The organism is Streptomyces millisiae (assembly GCF_031845425.1).
Taxonomy (GTDB): domain Bacteria; phylum Actinomycetota; class Actinomycetes; order Streptomycetales; family Streptomycetaceae; genus Streptomyces; species Streptomyces millisiae.
In genome coordinates this window covers 1-475 of sequence record NZ_JAVREM010000244.1, presented here as the reverse complement: position 1 = coordinate 475, position 475 = coordinate 1, and the positions used below count along the sequence as shown (strand labels likewise).

The window sequence follows — 475 nt, the reverse complement described above, 5'->3', positions numbered from 1 at the left end:
GGCCAGATGCGCTGCCCAGGCCTGCACCGAATCCGAGGTATCGGTCTGGGTGTCCAGAATCGGGCCGACATTGTCGACCACGTTGGTGAGCTCATTGATGTTCTTCTTTGCATCGATCGCGAGTTGGGTGGACCCGTTGATGAAGCGCGAAAGCTCCGGCCCTAGACCGCCGAACGCCAGATACGCCTCATCGATCGTGGTCTTGAGGTTGTCACCCGGAATCACCTCGAGACCGCGGTTGGTCGCGCCGAGCAACTCGTTGATGTCCGGTGGTACGGAGCTTCGATCACGGCTGACGACATCACCGGCCTTCAGCGGCGCCGATGTCCCGTTGCGCGGCAACAGGGCTAGGTGCTGCTCGCCGACCGCGCTCTGGCTGTGTACCTGCGCATCGAGATCCGACGGTATGTCGATGCCGGATTTGAGCGCCAGGACAGCGTCGACTTCGCCGCTGTTCAGCTTGATCTGTTTGACC

1 protein-coding gene is annotated in these 475 nt (G+C 61.5%); it reads right to left on the bottom strand.

The window, feature by feature from the left end:
* On the bottom strand, positions 1-475 hold a 475-nt coding region (locus tag RNC47_RS36475), incomplete at both ends, for an Mce/MlaD family protein (RefSeq protein ID WP_311605162.1).